Below are 17,086 nucleotides of genomic sequence, written 5' to 3' on the forward strand. Positions count from 1 at the left end.
TTTGTTTCCGGGTTCTGAGTTCTGAGTTCTGGGCTCTGGGTTCTGTGTTCTGAGTTATGGGGGGCTGGGCATCTGGCATCTGCCGGTTGATCGCTGTTCGCTATTTGCTGTTCGTTCGGAGACGTGGGGTCTGGGGGACTCACAAAAATTGTTACCAATTGCCAAATTCTTATGAATTGTTGGCAGGCAGGTCGGCCAGTAGGGTGAGCTTCAAGATGACATGGGCCACGACGGACAGGATTCCACTCCGTCCCAAGCGGCCCGGTGCAGTACACCGGACAGCCAGCAGGCAGACAGCAAAGAGGACAGCACATGAAAGTCGGATTCATCGGTCTCGGTAACGTGGGTGGCAAGCTGGCAGGTAGTCTGCTGCGCAATGGACATGACGTCACCGTGCGTGACCTTGACCCGGAAGCCGCCAAGCCTTTCCTCGCGCAGGGTGCCAAGTGGGCGGATTCTGCCAAGGAACTCGCCGAAGCCAACGACATGGTCATCACCTGCCTGCCGTCTCCGGCTGCCTGCAGCGCCGTGATGGAAAGCGACGACGGCATCATCGCCGGTCTGCGTGAAGGCAAGATCTGGCTCGAGATGAGCACTACCGACGACGGCGAACTGCGTCGTATCGCCGACAAGGTGCTGGCCACCGGTGCCAAGGCACTGGAAGCACCGGTCTCCGGCGGCTGCCACCGCGCCGCCACCGGCAATATCTCCATCTTCGTCGGCGGTGACCGCGAATCCTTCGAGCAGGTGCTGCCGGTGCTGACCAACCTGGGGCGTCGAGTTCTGCACACCGGGGAGCTGGGTACCGCCTCCGTGCTCAAGGTGATGACCAACTATCTGGCCACCGCCAACCTGTGCGCCGTCGCCGAAGCCCTGACCGTCTGCAAGAAGGCCGGCATGGACATGAACACCACCTACGAGGCGATCAAGATTTCCTCGGGCAACTCCTTCGTCCACGAGACCGAGTCCCAGGTCATCCTGAACGGAAGCCGCAACATCAGCTTCACCATGGATCTGGTGCTCAAGGATGTCGGCCTGTTTGACACCCTGGCCAAGAACCTGGATGTGCCGCTGGAAATCTCCCCGATGCTGATGGACATCTTCCGCGATGGTCAGGAGCGCTTCGGTCCGCGTGAGTGGTCCTCCAACATCATCCGTCGTCTCGAGGAAGCCGCCGATGTCCGTGTGCTCGGCACCGGCTTCCCGGCAGAGCTGACTGATGACGAGCCGGAAGAAGTCGGCTACGAAGTCGGCGTTACCGGCCGCAACTGAGCCGTGGAGACTGCCCCGGAGCGCCGTGCGAATGGCCTCCGGGGCATTTGCGTTTGAGACTCACCCTCAGGGAAAGTGTTATCTCCCACCAGCAACGAGAGGTCTGGCATGCAACATCACGACAACTTCTACATCAATGGCCACTGGCAGGCACCCTTCGGGCGCGAGCGCATGGAGGTCATCAATCCGGCCACCGGCGAGCTGTGCGCCAGTGTGCCGCGCGCCGGTGAGCAGGATGTGGAGGCTGCCATCATGGCAGCACGTCAGGCGCTGCCTGCCTGGTCCACGACATCCGCGCAGGAACGCCACGATATCCTGATGGCGGCAGCGGATGAGATGCAGCGTCGCTTCGATGAGCTGCGCGACGTGCAGGTGCTCACTATGGGTTGCCCGGTGCAACTGGCCGGCGCGCTGCACGTGGAAGGCCCCATCGAAGGCATGCGTTACTACGCCGAACGTGCCTTCCAGATGGAAGAGGACGAGCGCAAGGGCGATGTGACTCTGATGCGCGAGCCCATCGGTGTCTGCTCGCTGATCAACCCGTGGAACTATCCGCTGCATCAGTTGATCGGCAAGCTGGCCCCGGCGCTGGCGGCAGGCTGCACCGTGATCGCCAAGCCGGCGGAGCAGACGCCGCTGCAGGACTTCATCATGGCCGAGATCTTCGAGAAGGTCGGTCTGCCTGCTGGCGTCTTCAATGTGGTGACGGGCGAGGGCAGCGAGATCGGCCCGGTGATGTCCGGCCATCCGCAGGTCGACATGGTGTCCTTCACTGGCTCGACCATTGCCGGTAGCAAGGTCGCCGAGAGTGCCGCGCCCACTGTCAAGCGGGTCTGTCAGGAACTGGGCGGCAAGTCACCGCTGCTGGTGACGGAAGATGCCGACCTGGCCGCGGCCGTGCGCTTGAATGTCGAGAACGTGATGGCCAACACCGGTCAGACCTGCGACGCCTTCACGCGTCTGCTGGTGCCGCGTTCGCGACTGGAAGAGGCGACCCGCCTGGCGGTCGAGATCGCCAATGAGCAGGTGGTGGGTGACCCGAATGATCCGGCGACCACCATGGGGCCGCTGGTCTCTCAGCGTCAGCGCGAGCGGGTGCTTGATCTGGTGCAGCGGGCCATCAACGACGGTGTCGAGCTGGCGCTGGGTGGCGTCGAGCCGCCCGAAGGGCTCGAGAAGGGCTGCTATGTGCGGCCGACCATCTTCACCAATGTCAGCAATGAAATGGAGATCGCCCGTGAGGAGGTCTTCGGCCCGGTGCTGTGCATCCTGCCCTACGATGACGTGAAGCAGGGGATCGCCATCGCCAATGACAGCGTCTATGGCCTGTCATCTGCAGTCTATGCGCGTGACGCCGAGGCAGCATTGCCGATCGCCCGCTGCATGCAGGCAGGGCAATGCTATCTGCAAGGGGCAGAGTTCTCCTTCGATGCGCCCTTCGGTGGCTACAAGCGTTCCGGCAACGGCCGTGAATGGGGCGACGAAGGCCTGGCCGAATATGTCGAGGTCAAGGCACTGCTCGGCGCGCCGGTCATCTCCTGACAGGAGGCGATTGACGCCGCCGTGATGCCACGCAAGATACCCGTGATTCGTGAGGCCAGGGTGGCCTTGTGAATCACGGGTATCTTGCATTCGTGCCATCGACCATTCGCGCCATCGACAAAAGGCGCCCTCAAGGTGCTTGTCGGCTGTCGCAGCCGCGTTTCGCTATCAGAGCAACATCGATAACGTCTGTCAGATCGCTGGGTGCTGAAAAATACCTATATTGGGTGCTGAAAATACCTATATATAGTGGCAAGACTTTGTGCGGTGCAGCATGACGGGCTCGCCAGGCAACGTTTTCGGCCTCAGATGATGCGCGAGGACAGCTGGCGCGCCGCCTGGACCAGATGCTTGGAGTAGGCGCGTGCCTGCTGCGGATTCAGGCAGTCCTGGCTGATGACGGCGCTGATGGCGGCAATGGGCTCGTTGCGCATGTTCAGGACAGGCGCCGCGATACAGCTCAGCTGTCCTTCGGCCTCGCCGCTGGACACCGCATATCCCAGGCGTTGTGCACGTTCAAGCTCGGCATCCATCTCGTCACGGCGTTCGGCCAGGCCAGGCGTACTCCGCGTCGCAGCCTCCAGATACAGTTGGCATGAGGCCTCGGGGCGCATGGCGAGAATCGCCTTGCCGGCAGCACAGGCGTGCTGGGCCATGGTCTTGCCGATGTAGAGGTTGTAGCTGCCACTGCCGGAGGCATCGACCTTCGAGATCACCACCACCTGATCCCCGATGGGGATGCACAGGAAGATCGAGCGGTGAATCTCGTTCTTGAGAATCTCGGCGATGGGGTAGAAGACCGGAATCAGGCTCTGCTTGTTGTAGATCGTCGAGGAGATCTGGAAGATGCGCGAGCCGATGCAGTAGGACTTCTTGCGACCGGGATCGTGGGCGACCAGCTGATGGTGCAGCAGGGAGTTGATCACGCGGTGTCCGGTGGCAGGCGAGATGCCGGTGGACTCGCAGATTTCCGAGAGCGTCAGCGGGTAGGAGGCTGCCGCAAGCAGATCCAGAATCATGACACTGTGGTCGACGGCAGGGGCTTTGGTCTTCTCGTGATTCATGAACGCGGGGACACTCCGAAACGCGAATCTCGGTCACAGACGGCGTGCATCCGGGGCTGTGACACTTTGACGACGGATGAACGATGCCACACGGCATCTCTCATGCGCTGAAAATAAAACGGCCCATAGGGTACCAGACCCATGGGCCGTGCGCGGGTTGTTTGGTGGCTGACCTCGGCTCACTCGGTGTGATCGGCCAGCACCAGGTCCGCGCCTTTTTCCGCCACCATCATCACCGGCGCATTCAGATTGCCGGAGGTAATATTGGGGAAGATGGCGGCATCGATGACGCGCAGCCCCGCCACACCATGCACCTTCAGCCGGCTGTCGACCACGGCGTTCGCCTTGTCCGGGCCCATCGCGCAGGAGCCGCACAGGTGGTAGATGGAGCCTCCCTGAGCGCGGAAGTACGCCAGCATGCTGTCCTCATCCTGGACCGTCTCGGCCGGGGCGACCTCGCACTCGGTGATGGCCTTGAGAGCGGGCGCGCCCATCAGCTTGCGCACCAGACGACTGCCCTGGATCACCTCATCGATGTCCTTCTGGGTACTGAGGTAGTTGGGGCAGATGGTCGCCGGCGCCGCCGGGTCTGCCGAGGCCAGTGAAATGCTGCCACGGCTGGTCGGCCTGCAGGAATTGAAGGCCAACAAGAAGCCGGAATACGGCTCCGGCGTCAGCTTGGCCTTCGGGTCGTTGGGAATCTGGTAGGACATCGGATTGAAGTAGAGCTGGATGTTCGGCTCTGACTCCGCCTCGCTTCCGCGGAAGAATCCCCCGGCCTGATTGACGCTCATGCCCAGTGGCCCACTGCGATTGATAAGATACTGCAGTCCCGCCTTGGCCTGGCCCCAGAAGGACGCGAAGTCATCATTCAGCGTGGTGCGATTGGCGCGGTAGTAGTAGCTGGCGCACAGGTGGTCCTGCAGATTCTGACCGACGGCCGGCAGGTCTACCTGTGTCTCGATACCATGCGTCGCCAGCGCCTCACGCCCGCCGATCCCCGAAAGCTGCAGCAGCTTCGGGGAGTCCACGGCGCCAGCGCAGAGGATGACCTCGCGATGTGCTGTCACCTCGATGACCTCGTCATCAAGCCGGTAGACGACACCCGTGGCGCGCTTGCCGCCATCGGGCGCCTCTTCCAGCGTTACGCGCTCCACCCGACAGATATGCTTGAGCGTGAGGTTGTCGCGTGACAGTGCCGGCTTCAGGTAGGCGGTATTGCTGGAGTCCCGCTGTCCCTTGCGGATGTTGGCCTCATAGATGCCAGCACCCTCGAAGTGTTCGCCATTGAAATCATCATTGAGCGTGTAACCCAGTTCGCGGGCCCCTTCCAGCCACGACTGGCAGATCGGGTGCGCGCCATGTTTCAGCGGCGTGATACCGATCGGCCCCTGGCCGGAGCGATACTCGGTGTCGCCATCCGGGTGGCATTCAAGACGCTTGAAGTAGGGCAGTACCTCGCGATAGGACCAGCCGTCGTTGCCGGCGCGCGCCCAGTCATCGAAGTCCGAGGCCTGGCCCCGGACATAGATCATCGCATTGATGGAGCCGGAGCCACCCTGCACCTTGCCGCGGGGGGTATAGATCTTGCGCCCCCCCATCGCGGCTTCTTCCTTGCTGTAATACATGTAGTTGTAGGTCGGGTTGTAGTAGGTCTTGGCGAACCCGACCGGCACCTTGATCCAGGGCGAGGTGTCCTTGCCGCCGGCCTCCAGCAGCAACACGCTGTGGCGTCCGCTGGCGCTGAGCCGGTTGGCGAGGATGCACCCCGCCGACCCGGCACCGACAATGATGAAATCGTATTGCATCGGCATTACGCCTCCGGCTTGCGCTTCCAGTCGGTGCTGGACTGTTCCTTCACGTCATAGGGACGCGGGTCCATGCTCAGGTGCAGGGTTCGGCCGGTGTAAGGCGAATTGGCCTTGACCACGTCCATGTCCAGCTCGACCCCCAGGCCCGGCTTGGTGGACGGGATGATGTAGCCATCACGCCACTCGATCTTCTCCTTGAGCACATCGGCGTGGAAGCCATCCCAGGTGCCGATGCTTTCCTGGATCAGGAAGTTGGGTGTGGCGGTCGCCAGCTGGATGCTGGCCGCGGCGCCGACCGGGCCGTTGTAGAGGTGCGGGGCGATCTGGGCGTAATAGACTTCTGCCAGCGCCGCGATCTTCTTGCCTTCCAGAATGCCGCCGACGCGTCCCAGGTTCATCTGCAGGATGGAGGCCGCGTTGTTCTTGAGCACATCGTGGAATTCGTACTTGGTGGTCAGGCGCTCACCGGTCGCGACCGGGATGGAGGTGTGGTCTGCCACGCGCGCCATGGCTTCGCTCTGTCCCGGCGGCACCGGCTCTTCCAGCCACAGCGGGTCATACGGCTCGAGATACTTGGCGAGACGAATGGCGGATGCCGGCGTCATCTGGCCGTGGGTGCCGAACAGCAGATCACAGCTGTTGCCGACCGCTTCGCGGATGCGGCGGCAGAAGGTGGCGCTCTTGTCCATGCCTTCCAGAGACAGCATCTGGCCGGAGTAGGCGGTGTAGGGGCCGGCCGGGTCGAACTTCAGCGCGGTGAAGCCCTTCTCGCGGTTTTCCAGTGCGCATTCGACAGCCAGCTCGACGTTGTCATAGTCGTAGTTGCCGCGTGCATCCTTGGGGTACAGGTAGGTGTAGGAGCGCAGCTTGTCGTGGACCTTGCCACCGATCAGCTCATACACCGGCAGACCGGCCGCCTTGCCGACGATGTCCCAGCAGGCCATCTCGAGACCGCTGAGCACACCCATCATGGTGAGGTCAGGGCGTTGGGTGAAGCCACTGGAGAAGGCTTCGCGGTACAGACGTTCAATATGATGCGGGTTCTTGCCTTCCAGGTAACGCGAGAAGACATCGGCGATCGCCTTGCTCATGACTTCCGGGTGGAAGGTGGCGGCATAGACTTCACCGACCCCTTCGATGCCGCAAGCGGTACGCAGCTGAACGAAGATCCAGTACATGCCGCCGACGTGGGGCGGCGGCGTGGCGACGATGTGTGTCTCGCAACTGACAACTTTCATGGTGGCAGGCCTTTCAGTGGTCACTGGCTAGCAGGAGATTGTGGAAGCGCACTGCCTGGCATGCCGTCATTCGACGCCAACAGCGCGCTTCCGGAAAGAAATGGGGTAGGGCGTCAGCGCCTCCGGGGAGAGGGTTCCCCGAAGGCGTGACAGGTAAAACGGAATGGCGTGATCAGTAGTTCATCACGACCAGACGGGTCTGGGTGTAGTCGAGCATGCCGTGCTTGCCATCATCACCGCCCAGGCCAGAGCGCTTCCAGCCGGCGTGGTAGCCCTGGTAGGGGTCCGCCGGGGTGCGGTTGATGTAGAGCTCGCCGGCTTCGATGTTGTTGGCGACCTTCATGGCGGTGCGATAGTTCTCGGTGAAGACCACGGAGGCCAGACCGAACTGGTGGTCATTGGCCAGTGCCAGCGCTTCATCCACATCGCTGTAGGTCAGCACCGGCAGTACCGGGCCGAAGATCTCTTCCTGCACGATCTCCATGTCCTGACGGCAACCGGTCAGCAGGGTCGGCGGGTAGAAGTGACCCTTGCCTTCGGGGATGTAGCCGCCGATTTCCAGAGTGGCGCCGTCATCGATGGCGCGTTCCACCATCTGATGGATGTTGAGACGCGAATTCTCGTTGATCAGCGGCCCCATCAGGCTGGCATCTTCCAGACGGTTGCCGAACTTGACGCCTTCCATCTGCTGCTTCAGCTGGGCGACGAAATCGTCATAGACGGATTCGTGCACATAGACACGCTCGATGGCGGTGCACAGCTGGCCACAGTTGGTGAGGGTAGAGGCCGCGATCTGTGCCGCTGCCTTGGCCAGGTCGGCATCCGGCTCGACGATGGCCGGTGACTTGCCGCCCAGTTCCAGTGAGGACTTGGCGATGTTGACCTGGGAATATTCCAGCACCTTGCGACCGGCGCCGACGCTGCCGGTCAGGGTGATCATGCCCACCTTGGGGTGAGTGCAGACGGCTTCCGCGGTGCCGTGGTCCATCGCCAGGATATTGACGATGCCTGCCGGAATGCCGGCATCCTGAATCGCCTTGGCGATCTCGAAGGCGGAGGTCGGGGTGTTGTTGCTCGGACGCACGACCACGGCATTGCCGGTGATCAGCGCCGGGGCGATCTTGCGCAGCAGGGTGAACACCGGGTAGTTGAACGGAATCAGGCAGGCCACGACGCCGATGGGCTCGCGCTGCAGCAGCAGGCTTTCATTGGGAGTGTCGCTGGGGACGATCTCGCCCTCGATACGACGTGCCCACTCGGCGTGGTAGCGCGTGATGTCGGCGGCATAGACGGCTTCATTGGTGGCGTCTTCCAGGCTCTTGCCGGACTCATCTGCCAATGCCTGGCCGATGGCATCCTTGCGCGCCATCAGCGCCTCGGCAAGCTTGTGCATGTAGCCGGCACGCTCGGTGCTGGTCTTGGCACGCCAGTCCTTCTGAGCCTTGGCCGCAATGCTCACCGCTTCAAGCGCTTCGTCAGTGGTTGCTGCCTGCACCTGACCTACCAGTGCTTCGGTGGCCGGGTTGTAGACCGAAATCATCTCGCCCTGGGATGAGGCGACGAATTCGTTGTTGATGAAGTTCTTGTCAGTGCGCATGCATCACTCCTCCTGAATTTGGCCTACAGGCTATGAAGTGACGTCAAAGGTGTCAAACTGTTTTTCACATGCAGAAATAGATTTCCATATATGGAATTAACGACTTGTCTCTTGTCGCGAATATTCGCCGCCGAGAACATTATCCCGCGTATTCAATCGGTATGCGCAGTGGCTGACAGGCTCGCCATTCGCGAGATAACACCCTGGGCCGGGCGCTATCACACAGACTGCCCCGCTGGCTGAGCAGGCGGCAGACTGCAGACAGCAGCAGACAGCAGGGGACAGAGCGAAGAGGGGAGAGGACAGAGCGAAGAGGAAAGACGAGAGATAGAGAGCAGATGGGGAGAACAGATAGAGAGCAGATAGAGAGAGCAGACCACGCGACTGACCGGAATTGATGGCAAGTCTTGTACTGATTTCTGGTGTCGACTCCGTCATGACATATCCTCCTTTATCGCCAGTCATGCTGCGCCTCACGTAGTCGTTAACGAGCTTTCAGCGTAAGTGTTCACTCTGTTGAGTCATTAACTAAATCAGTGCATTCCTATATGCTGTGCAGCCTGATTGAGAGCCATGGACGGTCTTGTACAACAGGGCATCGTCTACGATAACTGCCAGGGATGCAGAACATGTCAGATTCATGGGTACTCGACGCCTTGCTGTCGTCGTTTGATGTCTCACTGAGCCAGAACGAGCGCCTGCTCACGCTTGAGATGAGCGGCGCGGACTTCATCCCGCATCGCCTGGTGGGGGAAGAGCGCATGTCGCGTCCCTTTGCCTACACCCTCGACTGCATCTCCCAGAATGGTGACATCGAACTCAAGACCCTGATGGCGCAGCCGGCGGCGCTCTCGGTGCGTCAGGCCGATGGCAGTTACCGCAAGCTCTCGGGCCTGGTCGAGTCCGCCGCGCTGCTCGGTGAGGATGGTGGCGTCTTCTATTACCAGCTGACGCTGGTGCCGTGGATGGCGATGCTCAAGCTCGGCCGCGACAGCCGTATCTTCCAGGACCTCACCGCCGTCGAGGTCATCGAGTCGGTGTTCTCGAACCACGCCATCGCGCAAGGCGAAGCCCAGGGCGGCTGGCGATTGGACCTGCGTCGCGAGTATCCGGCGCGCAGCTACTGCGTGCAGTATCGTGAGAGCGACTTCCAGTTCGTCAATCGCCTGATGGAGCAGGAAGGGCTGTTCTACTACTTCGAACATGCCACTGACGATAGCGACTTCAATGGCCACCGCCTCGTCATCACCGACGATGTCGCGACCTGTGCGCCGGTTGAGCCACAGGTGATCCGCTTCCACCGTCAGGATGCCACTGAACTGGAAGACTCCATCACCCAGTGGAGCGGCCGTCGTCAGCAGCAACCGACGCGCGTCAGCCTCGGCACCTTTGATTACAAGCAGCCGAGCCTGGAGAAGCGCTCAGGCCAGGATACGCGTAGCGATCAGGGCAACCTCAGCGAGCAGGAAGTCTACGACTACCCCGGCGAGTACTACTTTGATGATCACTCGCGCGGCGAACGCCTGACCGTCAACCGCCTCGAGGCCCATGAATCCCGTGCCAAGCGCTTCTACGGCGCCGGGGGCACCCGCCAGTTGAAGGTCGGCCGCTGGTTCGAGCTCAGCCAGCACGCCCGTCATGAAGACGGCGACGCGAGTGAGCGCGAATTCCTCGTGCTGGGCCTGACCGTCTGCGCCGAGAATGCGCTGCCGGTCTCCGCGCATCTCAAGGCGCTACCGGGCAGCCTGCAGGCGCGCATGGCCGAGGCGCGCCAGGCGCATGGTCTCAATGAGAGCGCTCACGAAGACTACGCCGATGTCGGCACCGGTCAGTACCTGATCGACTTCGAGAGCCAGCGCCTCAGTCAGCCGTACCGACCGTCTCTCGATCATCCGCGGCCCAACCTGGGTGGCCCGCAGACGGCGATTGTCGTCGGCCCCGAGAACGAAGAGATCCACACCGACTCGCTCAACCGCGTGCGCGTGCAGTTCCATTGGGACCGCAGCGAGAAGGGCGCCGCCGATGCCAGCTGCTGGCTGCGTGTTGCACAACCCAACGCCGGTGCTGGCTGGGGCAGTGTCTTCGTGCCGCGTATCGGCCAGGAAGTCATCGTCGATTTCCTCGAAGGCGATGCGGATCGGCCGTTGATCACCGGGCGGGTCTACAACGGCGATCAGACGCCGCAATGGCACTCCAACGGCCTGCTCTCCGGCCTCAAGAGCAAGACCTATCGCGGCAACAAGTACAACGAGCTGGTGTTCGATGACGCCACCGACCAGGAGCGTGTGCGCCTGAATTCGGAGCACGAGAAATCCCAGCTCAATCTCGGCTATCTGATCCATCAGCAGGGCAACACACGCGGCAGCTTCCGCGGTACCGGCTTCGAGCTGCGCTCGGACGCCTATGGGGCGATTCGTGCCAACAGCGGCCTGATGCTCAGTAGCTGGGGCCAAATCGCGGCCAGTGGCGAACAGCTAGATCTCTCTCCTGCGCAACAGCAGCTCGCCAGCGCCTATCAGCTGGCCAATACGCTCAGCGATAGCGCCACCAGCCACAACGCCGAGGCGCTCGCGGCGCGTACGCAGATCAAGCAGGCCAGCGACGATACCCAAGGCACCTATGGCGCCGATGACAGCGGTAGCCGCTTCGACGGTAGTTCAGCCCAGAGTGCTACCAATGGCGGGCGGGGGCAGGCGGCGCGCCTGAATGCGCCCTGGCTGCATCTCACATCGCCCGCCGGCATCGCCACCAGTACGCCGGAATCGACGCACCTGGCACAGGGCCGCTCGCTCAGCGTCACCAGTGGCGAAGATATCAACCTGGCCACCGGGCGCAGTCTGGTAGGCGCCGTGGTCGAGAAGTTCTCGCTGTTCGTGCAGCGCTCCGGCATCAAGCTGTTTGCCGGCAAGGGCAAGGTCGAAGTGCAGGCGCAAAGCGATGCGATGGACCTGACGGCGGAAAAGGACGTCACCATCACCTCCACCGAAAACGACATCGATATCAACGCCGCCAAGGAAATTCTGCTCACCTGCGGTGGTGCCTACGTCCGCCTCAAGGACGGCAATATCGAACTGCATGCGCCGGGCAAGATAGATGTCAAAGGCGCGCAGCACAGCTTCGGTGGGCCGACGAGTCTGAATGCCGCGATGACGGAGTTGCCGGAAGGCGAAGACTTGCTGTGTCCGAGTAAAGGACAAAGCGCTGCCGCCAATGGCGACGGTGTGGTGGAGTCCTGATATGGCCATGCTGGATGATGCGGAATTCCTGCAGATGGCAAGACAAGCGGCTACCGAGTCACGCCTGTATCGCGTGGTAGACCCGAGCAATACGCCGCAGCGCGCATTGAGTGCGAAGGACCAGACATCCGCGGGCCTGGTACGCAACGGATTCTATGCCCAGACGCCATCGCAGAAACTCTATCTACAACCGGTGCCGCCAGAAACGCACCTGGGCAAAGAGCTGGAGAAGGAGAGGCAGCAACGCTCTGCAAGTCTCACGACTCCGGTCGCGTTCGGTGGTTGGATCATCACAGCTCAGCCGCTCTCCAGCGTGGTGTCATATATCCAGCGCCAACTTGAGCAGACGACCCCGGAAGGCAAGAAGGCGCTGCTGCGTTTTCATGACCCCCGAGTATTGGAGCGCCTCGAGGTCATTCTTGACCGCGAGCAGCTATCGGCACTGCTGGGGCCTGTCGATCAGTGGATCTACCTGGATAACGCCCACGCACTGCAGAGCATCGCACCACACAGTGAGCAGCGTCACCTCGGGAGATTGAACCTGACATTGACGCAGTGGTCTGCCATTAGACGGATAGGGATGCTGAACCATTGTCTGGAGCTATATCGCACGCTTCCGGAAGAGAGCAAGGCAGCTTCTGCGGATGCCGCAACTGCCGATGCGTTACTGGTCGCCGCAAAGGAGTGTGGTCTGGAAGAGCGACAGGATATCTCGGTCTTCGTGCTCCACGGGATGGTCACATATCCGAAGTTCTATCAGCATCCGATCATGCGCCAGTTACTGAGCGCCAGAGCGACACCTGATTCACGCAGCACTCACAGCTATATCAGCTTGACCAGCAAGCTTGGTAGCGCCGATTGGGACAAGATCATGGAAAGCAGGGAAAAGGTATAACCTCATGTCAGGTCAAATAGTAAATCAGCATGTCGCTTTGAGTGTCGTGAATGGCGAATGTCGTTTCTGCAAGCGTACTGGCTTTCCGATCCTGCCTGTTCGATATGCTGTCTGCCAACGTAATGATGCCAATCAGCAAATCCCTGAATTATCAGAAGATAGGGTGAAGGCTTTTACTGATATAAAGCTTGACCAGACACTTGAGAATGGTAAGCGCACCACGCGCGTGGTTCCCTCTGAGGTCAAGGAAGAGATAGCCCATAGCACCTCCAGTCAGGTCAATAAATATATCCTTCGCCAATTGCGCAGCGGTTATCTTTACTTGTTCGATAAAGATAATCCCGATGGCATGTATTGGTCTGCATTTGCGATTACCGCTGATGGAAAATATTACCAGTTCCCCGTCAAGCAGCCTCCATCTCTGGACAAGATGGCGATGCCGTGTACGCTCGAGACTGGCAATAGAGATGGCGAGAGTGATGAAGAAAAAGTCACACGCGTCAAGAATGAATCCCTACAAGCCTCTCTGGTCACTATCACGACTCCTGACAAGAGCGGTGATGTGTATTATGCCTACACGGAACATGCATGGCCTGAAGGATTTCTGGATGAGGTGAAATCCAGGATTCTTAGCGGTGATCCCTGGTGTGACAAGTATCTGCAAAAATTCAATGTTCCTGACTGGAAAGCAGGGGTGGCACAAGATCATGCTTTCAGCTTGGAAGAGCTGGATCAGGTCGCTGAATATAGTCCCGGCGCAGCAGGGCTGGATGAGCAATTCTGGTCCAGTGGACCAAAGCGTGATCTCTATAGCCCAGAAGAAATGAAGCAGACGATGAGCGAGCGTCTCAGATATGCCTCGACGGATTACGAGGGCAGAGGCTTGATCCTCGCGGTCAATGATGAAATAGGCATTATCCAGGAGCTCAACGCTTATCGTCACCAAGCACTTGCCGCGGTAGAAGACTTTTTCCATCCAGGTGAAGATGAATCTTCTAAAAGATTGGGTGAGGAGCGGCGTCGCAAACTTCTTTGTAAACAAGCAATTGATGCATTTCAGAAGAATTTTGAGCGTTCGTATGATGCCAGTCAAAAATCTGAGATCGAAGCACCACTTAAAAAAGCGAAAAAAAAGCGAGAAGATTATCTGAATGCCGGGAATAATCGCAAAGAATATGCTCGGGCGAAAAACAATGATATTGATGCACGTAACAACGAGATATATTTAAATGTCCAAGCGCTAGACAAAGAAATCTTGAGAGCAAGATATCAACGGGATCAGGAGCTCATTGAATATAATAATAAATCAGAAAAAAACACGAATGTGGGTAGTAATAGCAATGAAGTGATGTCTCAAAATCCTGGGTTTAAGGTTTTGAATCGAAATGATGAAGAAAATAGTATTTTTAAAACGCCATCAGAAAGGCACTTAGAGGAGCTAAAGAAGCAGTATGATGCTAGCTCACTGAAGTCTTTTGAGGAGGAGTATGCAACGCATACTTATATGTGTGACAAGTTGCTCATGGTGCAGGACAGTGATTATTCATTATGGGTACAAGATCACTTGATTTCGGCAGTCATGCGTAACAGCCAAAGTGATTTTTGTGTGGGTTTAGAAGTTTGCAAGAATATATTTAACTCGTTGCACGGTGGTATGCTGTCGCCTGCTAGCGTAAGTTTGTGGAAATACTTGGCTGACGACTTTTCAAGCGAAGACTCTCTCTTAATGTTAGGGCTATTTTTTAATAACAAAGAGATGGTTTGTAAGGCCTTAAAACAGGTTGATAGCCTCTCTGAAGAAAGCTATTTGGATGCTGTAATGCTTCGCAAGTGGGCAGAAGTATTTAAAGCTCTTCGTGAAACTTCAAGTCCCTCTATGTTTAATGAAGATAATGCTGGACTAGCTATAAAAATTGAAACAGCGAGTGCTATCATGTCATCTATGATAGGTACCTCATTCTCTTCGTTGAAAATCTACAGCCACGTTGCTAAATACAATGGTGAAGAGGATTTGCAACAAGAGCAATCACTAAATATAAAAAAATTCCTATGCTATAATCAAGCAGTTTATATGGCGAGTCCGTATGCACTCAATGATAACTTTCAATTACCCTTAATTCAATCGATTGATGTAAAGCTCTCTAGCTACCAAAATTGGCTTAAAGAAGTAGTTTCAAAAATAGATGGTGGCGATAGTAGTGACATAGATAAATCTCAAGCTTTGAAGAATATCCAGGGCAATATAGGGAATTTTGTAGCCCCGCCTGCTGGCATGGATAGTTATATAAATGTTGCACTGCCGGCTCCAGCTGGGTTAGTAGATATACAAAACACTGAAGGAGAAGAATCGACTTATAGGTATAAAGATAAAAAAGTTACTGATTCAGATCGAATTTCTCAGACATACGACATGCTGAGAGCAATAAGTACAACTATCAGTAGTGAAAAAATTTCAAATCATGGCGGCAGTGGTCGCTTAGGTAATGTATTCGTACTTGTTGTAATTTCAGCTACTACCTTTAATGCAAAGTGGGATGACTTAGCCCTAAAGAATGATGATGAGTACTTTGCCAAATTCTTGGGCGCAGCTTCTAGTGTGGGTAGTAGTGTTACAGCTATATTAGAAGGCGCACAGAAGGTAGGATGGGTCAGTTTTGCAACAGACACTAATGTATTTTGGAAAATAACAGGTAAAGGTGTTGGCTTGATAGGTGCAGGTGCATCTCTACTCGATGCTGCATCAAAGTTTGGTGAATCTCTAGATTCTACTAAAAAGGGACACTCAACTTCTTCAACTTACAGCTTAGCTATGAGTGGTGCATCATTAGTTAACGGCCTAGTGACTATTGCAGCTGTTATGATGGCTGGTGCAGTAGTTGGTATGGCAATTGGTGTTGCCTTGGGTATATTGACTTTATATATTGCCTACCAGTTTATCAGTATTGTTGCGCCATCAGTACAAGCTTGGGTTGATAGAAGTATCATTGGCCGGCATATATCCCAGGTTTTACCCTTTGACGATATCGAATCAGAACAAAGCTCTCTTGAATTAGTGTTTAGTGGTATACTTGTGGAGTTTACTTCTAGCAGCTCAGATACACAAAGCGTTAAAATGGCAAGAGCATTAATAGATAAAGATTATGATGAATATGAAAGACAGTTACATTTCGATGAAATGCATAGCAATCTTGCAATTAACATCGAAGTTCCTCGAGATGTTTGTAAATCTATGAATGTTAATTTAATTGCAAAGCAAAGTTCTGATTCGGTTTTAAGCTGGAGCTGGACAAATGACGACGCGAATAAAACATCTAGAGAAGGGTTATTGAGTAACATTTCAGAGCCGCAGCACACTACACAAGGATTTTCTCAAAATAATGATGTAAATATAATAAGAAAAGATAACAAGCTAGTATTTTCATGGGAGAAAGATGTATCAGAATCTTCTTTAGGTAGGAGCTATGAGTTAAGTATAAAGATTGCTACTAATGGTTCTGAAAAATTGCTAAGTGATTTCTTTAATTTAGAGGTGAAATAATGAAGATTTTAGTCCTTATATTAACATTAATTTCTAGCAATAATGCTTTTGCTCTAGTTTTAGTGCAAGAGCCTACAGGGAAAGTACTGTCGCAAAAAATAAGTAAATATACTGAAAAAGAAATTAAAAACGTTGGATCGAGTAAAGAAAAAAAATATTATTTGGGTTTGCTAACGATCAATGGCGATAAAGGGTTTAATATAGAAAAAAATTGTGGTAAAGGTGTAGAGTTATTAAAGATGGCTAGTGCTGATGGGGTTTCTGATGCTGATTATGTCTTAGGTTCTATTTATTATAATGGATATTGTGTAAAAGAAAACAGGGATTTATCTTTAAAATACTATTTGACTTCAGCTAAAGATGGATACCTGTTGTCTCAGCGTGCGTTGGGGAGAGCCTATTGGGGGCGGCAATGGGAAGATCTGGTTCCAGTCGATATGAGTAAATCTATATACTGGTTATCTTTAGCAGCTAAGTCTGGGGATAGACAGTCAGCTGGGAATCTTTCATATATTTATAGAGACGGTATTGGCGTCGAAGAGAACCCAAGCAAGGCCTTTTATTGGATGAAAGCCTCAACTAAAGCTAAGTACACAGAGTCGGAAGGAATTGGTTTTTCTACTCTCGCCTCTTATTACGAGCTAGGATATGGTACTAATGTTGATCTAATTAAATCGTATAAATATTATGATCTTAGCGGAACTGCTGGTGTCGATGGAAAAAATAGAGTAGTAAAAAATATGACTGATGCTGAGATCCAAGAAGCCATCAAGCAGTCTCGTGTGTGGCAAGAAGAGCATAACACGTTTGTTCCTAGTTATTACGGGCTTGAGCATCAATCTGATGGCAGCTACCGCTAGTCGACTCTCTTGACCCCGATGTATGCAGACAGC

The 17,086-nt window shown here is 56.0% G+C and carries 10 protein-coding genes; 6 read left to right on the top strand and 4 right to left on the bottom strand.

Annotated elements, in window-relative coordinates; all coding sequences use genetic code 11:
- The first annotated feature begins 312 nt into the window (after nucleotides 1-312).
- Nucleotides 313-1,272: an NAD(P)-dependent oxidoreductase gene (locus tag QD356_RS03635; protein WP_192838011.1), complete on the top strand. Its 960-nt coding sequence runs from the start codon at nucleotides 313-315 to the stop codon at nucleotides 1,270-1,272.
- A gap of 108 nt (nucleotides 1,273-1,380) precedes the next feature.
- On the top strand, nucleotides 1,381-2,814 hold the full coding sequence (locus QD356_RS03640) for an aldehyde dehydrogenase family protein (protein ID WP_192838012.1): 1,434 nt from the start codon (nucleotides 1,381-1,383) through the stop codon (nucleotides 2,812-2,814).
- Nucleotides 2,815-3,119: 305 nt separating this feature from the next.
- On the opposite strand, the gene QD356_RS03645 is transcribed toward QD356_RS03640, so the two are convergent.
- From QD356_RS03645 to aldA, 4 genes are all read right to left on the bottom strand, one after another.
- A complete protein-coding gene (locus QD356_RS03645; RefSeq protein WP_107335081.1) occupies nucleotides 3,120-3,878 on the bottom strand; it encodes an IclR family transcriptional regulator in 759 nt (252 codons plus the stop codon).
- Between the two features lie 179 nt (nucleotides 3,879-4,057).
- Nucleotides 4,058-5,692 (bottom strand): GMC family oxidoreductase N-terminal domain-containing protein, encoded by a 1,635-nt coding sequence (locus QD356_RS03650; protein ID WP_225996398.1) that lies wholly within the window; start codon nucleotides 5,690-5,692, stop codon nucleotides 4,058-4,060.
- Nucleotides 5,692-6,927 (bottom strand): mandelate racemase/muconate lactonizing enzyme family protein, encoded by a 1,236-nt coding sequence (locus QD356_RS03655; protein WP_077373025.1) that lies wholly within the window; start codon nucleotides 6,925-6,927, stop codon nucleotides 5,692-5,694. The genes QD356_RS03650 and QD356_RS03655 overlap by 1 nt, the downstream gene beginning before the upstream one ends.
- Before the next feature lie 172 nt (nucleotides 6,928-7,099).
- Complete coding sequence (aldA, locus tag QD356_RS03660) at nucleotides 7,100-8,524, bottom strand: aldehyde dehydrogenase (RefSeq protein WP_054555865.1); 1,425 nt, start codon at nucleotides 8,522-8,524, stop codon at nucleotides 7,100-7,102.
- A gap of 629 nt (nucleotides 8,525-9,153) precedes the next feature.
- Between aldA and tssI the strand changes: the two genes are divergently transcribed.
- Genes tssI through QD356_RS03680 form a run of 4 tightly spaced genes read left to right on the top strand, consistent with a single transcriptional unit; the run spans nucleotide 9,154 to nucleotide 17,053 of the window.
- The gene (gene tssI / locus QD356_RS03665) at nucleotides 9,154-11,760 is read left to right on the top strand and encodes a type VI secretion system Vgr family protein (RefSeq protein ID WP_192838013.1); all 2,607 of its coding nucleotides are present in this window, start codon (nucleotides 9,154-9,156) and stop codon (nucleotides 11,758-11,760) included.
- A gap of 1 nt (nucleotide 11,761) precedes the next feature.
- Nucleotides 11,762-12,655 carry a DUF4123 domain-containing protein gene (locus tag QD356_RS03670; protein ID WP_192838014.1) on the top strand — a complete coding sequence of 298 codons (894 nt, stop codon included), beginning with the start codon at nucleotides 11,762-11,764 and terminating at the stop codon, nucleotides 12,653-12,655.
- Between the two features lie 4 nt (nucleotides 12,656-12,659).
- Nucleotides 12,660-16,193 (top strand): T6SS effector BTH_I2691 family protein, encoded by a 3,534-nt coding sequence (locus QD356_RS03675; protein ID WP_192838015.1) that lies wholly within the window; start codon nucleotides 12,660-12,662, stop codon nucleotides 16,191-16,193.
- Nucleotides 16,193-17,053 carry a tetratricopeptide repeat protein gene (locus QD356_RS03680; protein WP_192838016.1) on the top strand — a complete coding sequence of 287 codons (861 nt, stop codon included), beginning with the start codon at nucleotides 16,193-16,195 and terminating at the stop codon, nucleotides 17,051-17,053. The genes QD356_RS03675 and QD356_RS03680 overlap by 1 nt, the downstream gene beginning before the upstream one ends.
- Nucleotides 17,054-17,086: the final 33 nt, after the last annotated feature.

It is taken from the genome of Cobetia sp. 2AS (assembly GCF_029846355.1).
Lineage (GTDB): Bacteria > Pseudomonadota > Gammaproteobacteria > Pseudomonadales > Halomonadaceae > Cobetia > Cobetia amphilecti.

Coding starts and splice junctions, on each gene's coding strand:
- QD356_RS03635 (WP_192838011.1), top strand. CDS start 313: ATGAAAGTCGGATTCATCGGTCTCGGTAACGTGGGTGGCAAGCTGGCA.
- QD356_RS03640 (WP_192838012.1), top strand. CDS start 1,381: ATGCAACATCACGACAACTTCTACATCAATGGCCACTGGCAGGCACCC.
- QD356_RS03645 (WP_107335081.1), bottom strand. CDS start 3,878: ATGAATCACGAGAAGACCAAAGCCCCTGCCGTCGACCACAGTGTCATG.
- QD356_RS03650 (WP_225996398.1), bottom strand. CDS start 5,692: ATGCCGATGCAATACGATTTCATCATTGTCGGTGCCGGGTCGGCGGGG.
- QD356_RS03655 (WP_077373025.1), bottom strand. CDS start 6,927: ATGAAAGTTGTCAGTTGCGAGACACACATCGTCGCCACGCCGCCGCCC.
- aldA (WP_054555865.1), bottom strand. CDS start 8,524: ATGCGCACTGACAAGAACTTCATCAACAACGAATTCGTCGCCTCATCC.
- tssI (WP_192838013.1), top strand. CDS start 9,154: ATGTCAGATTCATGGGTACTCGACGCCTTGCTGTCGTCGTTTGATGTC.
- QD356_RS03670 (WP_192838014.1), top strand. CDS start 11,762: ATGGCCATGCTGGATGATGCGGAATTCCTGCAGATGGCAAGACAAGCG.
- QD356_RS03675 (WP_192838015.1), top strand. CDS start 12,660: ATGTCAGGTCAAATAGTAAATCAGCATGTCGCTTTGAGTGTCGTGAAT.
- QD356_RS03680 (WP_192838016.1), top strand. CDS start 16,193: ATGAAGATTTTAGTCCTTATATTAACATTAATTTCTAGCAATAATGCT.